Origin of the sequence: Streptomyces sp. NPDC058864 (assembly GCF_042742985.1) — a bacterium.
Taxonomy (GTDB): Bacteria; Actinomycetota; Actinomycetes; order Streptomycetales; family Streptomycetaceae; genus Actinacidiphila.
Genome location: NZ_JBHYMQ010000077.1, coordinates 37137 through 39804, shown reverse-complemented (window position 1 = coordinate 39804; position 2668 = coordinate 37137). Strand labels below are relative to the sequence as shown.

Genomic DNA, 2668 nt, shown 5'->3' with positions numbered 1-2668 from the left:
ACCGTCATGTGACGGTTCCCCACCGGGCGTTCCCACGTACCACCGGCACCTGCCGCTCAGCCGGCGATCCTCATCAGTGCGATCCGGTCGCCCTCGACCGTGAAGGCGAAGTCCGACGGGCCGTTGAAACCGTTGCCGCCGACCTGGGCGGACACGATCACCTGGCCCCCGCGCCGGGTCACTCCGGTGAGCTTGAGGGAGACCTTGACGCCGATGAACTCGCGGTCGCTCCATCCCTCGACGGCCTCACGGCCCTCGAAGCGGCGGCCCCAGTCGTCCACCGCGCCGTGCTCGGCGAACTGGTCCAGGAAGGCCTCGGTGTCATGGGCGTTCGCCGCGGTGACGGCGCGGCGCACGGGCTCGGGAAGCTCGGGGAGGAACTCGGAAGTGGTCATGGCGGTTCTCCTTGTCGGTTTCGGGCGGCGCGCCGACCCCCGCAGGGGCCGGGCGCCCGAAGGCCGGTAGCCGGACGGCGTGGGATCGGGCAACTGCGGGATCAGCCCGCTGCGGCGCGGTCAGACTCCCGTGCGGGGGCTGAGCAGGTCCTCCAGACCGATCCGGTGGTAGAAGTCCTCGCGGATCCGGTCGGCGACCACGGAGACGGCCTCCGAGCCGTCGTCGGCGGGGTCGATGTGGGTGCGGAAGGGCCGCTTGCCCGCGGGGAGCCCCACGACGCGGACGATCTCGCGTGCCACCTGTGCGACGTCGGCGTCCTCGGGGGTGATGGCCGCCAGGGCGCGGCCGACCTGCTCGGTCAGGCCCTCGTAGCGGGTCTCGTAGGCCGCGACCGTGCCACTGTCCGCGGGGTGGCCGGCGTTGGCGAAGTGGTTCGTGCCGGAGGTGAAAGCACCGGGGACGACGATGGAGGTGTCGATGCCGAAGCGGGCGACCTCGGCGGCGTAGCTGACGGCGACGGCGTCCATGGCGGCCTTCGCGGCGAAGTACGGAGCGAGGTAGGGCGGGGTGCCGCCGCGGGTGCTGCTGGATCCGACCCAGAGCAGCAGACCGTGCCCCTGGGCCCGCAGGTGGGGCAGGGCGGCGCGGTTCACCCGCTGGGTGCCCAGCACATTGGTGTCGTAGACGGCGGCCATCTCCTCCGGGGTGAAGGCCTCGGTGGGGCCGAGCACCATGTGGCCCGCGTTGTGGACCAGGACGTCCAGCCGGCCGGCCTCGCTCAGCACGGTGGCGACGGCGCGGTCCGCGCTGTCCTGCGACAGCACGTCGAGTTCGACGACCCTCAGGTCGATGCCCTCGCGGGCGGCCCGTCCGCGTACCTCCGCCGCGCGTTCGGCGTTGCGGCCGGATATGTCCCGCATGCTCGCGTAGACGGTGTGACCCGCCGAGGCGAGGGCATGGGCGGCCAGTGCGCCGAATCCGGAGCTCGCACCGGTGACCAGGACGACGGAAGACATGGGGGACATGGCGGATCTCCTTGGACTGCTGGGGCCGGCCCCGGAACATGTGGCGTCCGGGTCCCGGATCGAGTGGGTGGCGCGGGGGGATCTACTGAGGGGCAGGGTGCTGCCCGGCTCGGGATGCAGAGCTGCAGGAGTACGGAGGTGGAGGAGTACGGAGGTACCGAGGGAGCCCGGGCGCCGGCGGCGGACGGAGCGGGCCCGCGGCCCGGTGCCCGGAAGGGCCGCGCGAGGGGCGCGGCTCGCGGGTCAGGCCACTCCGCCGTTGGCGTAGATCGTCTGGCCGTTGATCCAGCGACCGGGACCCGCCAGGAAGACGACGACCTCGGCGATGTCCTCGGTGGAACCCAGACGCTCGAGGGGGTTCATCTTCGCGAACCGCTCTATCGTCGCCTCGTCCTTGCCGTTGAGGAACAGGTCGGTGGCGACCGGGCCGGGCGCGACGGCGTTCACGGTGATGTCACGGCCGCGCAGCTCCCGGGCCAGGATCAGGCTGATGGTCTCGACCGCACCCTTCGACGCGGCGTAAGCGGCGTAGGTCGGCGTGGCGATCCGGGTCTGGGACGACGACACGTTGATCACGGCACCGCCGTTGCGGAGCCTGCGGGCCGCCTGCTGGTTGACCACGAAGGTGCCGCGGATGTTGGTGCGGTGCATGCGGTCAAGGGCGTCGAGGTCGAAGTCCGCCACGGTGTTGAGGATCATGAGACCGGCCGAGTTGACCACCACGTCCACACCGCCGAACTCTTCCTCGGCGGCCTCGAAGAGCGCCTGGACCGCCTTCTCGTCGGCGACGTCGGCCCGCACCGCGAGGGCGGAACCACCGCCTGCGGCGATCTGCGCGACGGTGGCATCGGCGTCGGCCTGGTTGCCGGCGTAGGCGATGACGACCGCCTGCCCTTCGGCGGCCAGCCGCAGCGCCACCTCGCGGCCGATGCCGCGGGAGCCGCCCGTGACGATCGCGACGCGGCGGGCGGTGTTGGTGGTCTCGGTCATGGCGGTCTCCTGATCACGCGAGGGGGGCGACTCCTTCCGTCGCCCCGCTTCCGTCGATAACAGTGCCATGTTATCGACGGAAACGCAAGCGTCGATAACACTGACTTGTTATCGCCGTTCACATCGGAGCTCGCGCCACGCACCGCCGCCGAACGCGCCCGGGCCGCCACCCCCCCACGGGGGTGGCGGCCCGGGTAACCGGCGGCAGTCCCGCGGGGGCGGTCAGGCCGGCCCGGGGGGAGGGGTCGCGGCCGCCG

Annotated in this window: 3 protein-coding genes; all 3 read right to left on the bottom strand. The window is 72.1% G+C overall.

Features of this window, described 5'->3' with window-relative positions; translation table 11 throughout:
- Positions 1–56 precede the first annotated feature (56 nt).
- On the bottom strand, positions 57–395 hold the full coding sequence (locus tag ACFW3D_RS35990; protein ID WP_500511765.1) for a nuclear transport factor 2 family protein: 339 nt from the start codon (positions 393–395) through the stop codon (positions 57–59).
- A 120-nt stretch (positions 396–515) separates the two neighbouring features.
- Positions 516–1421 carry an SDR family NAD(P)-dependent oxidoreductase gene (locus ACFW3D_RS35985; protein ID WP_500511763.1) on the bottom strand — a complete coding sequence of 302 codons (906 nt, stop codon included), beginning with the start codon at positions 1419–1421 and terminating at the stop codon, positions 516–518.
- Positions 1422–1664: 243 nt separating this feature from the next.
- Positions 1665–2411, bottom strand: a complete 747-nt coding sequence (locus ACFW3D_RS35980) for an SDR family oxidoreductase (protein WP_500511761.1) — start codon at positions 2409–2411, stop codon at positions 1665–1667.
- Between the last annotated feature and the right edge of the window lie 257 nt (positions 2412–2668).

Bases quoted from the DNA above. Each gene is read 5' to 3' on its own strand.
- ACFW3D_RS35990 (WP_500511765.1), bottom strand. From the start codon at position 395: ATGACCACTTCCGAGTTCCTCCCCGAGCTTCCCGAGCCCGTGCGCCGC.
- ACFW3D_RS35985 (WP_500511763.1), bottom strand. From the start codon at position 1,421: ATGTCCCCCATGTCTTCCGTCGTCCTGGTCACCGGTGCGAGCTCCGGA.
- ACFW3D_RS35980 (WP_500511761.1), bottom strand. From the start codon at position 2,411: ATGACCGAGACCACCAACACCGCCCGCCGCGTCGCGATCGTCACGGGC.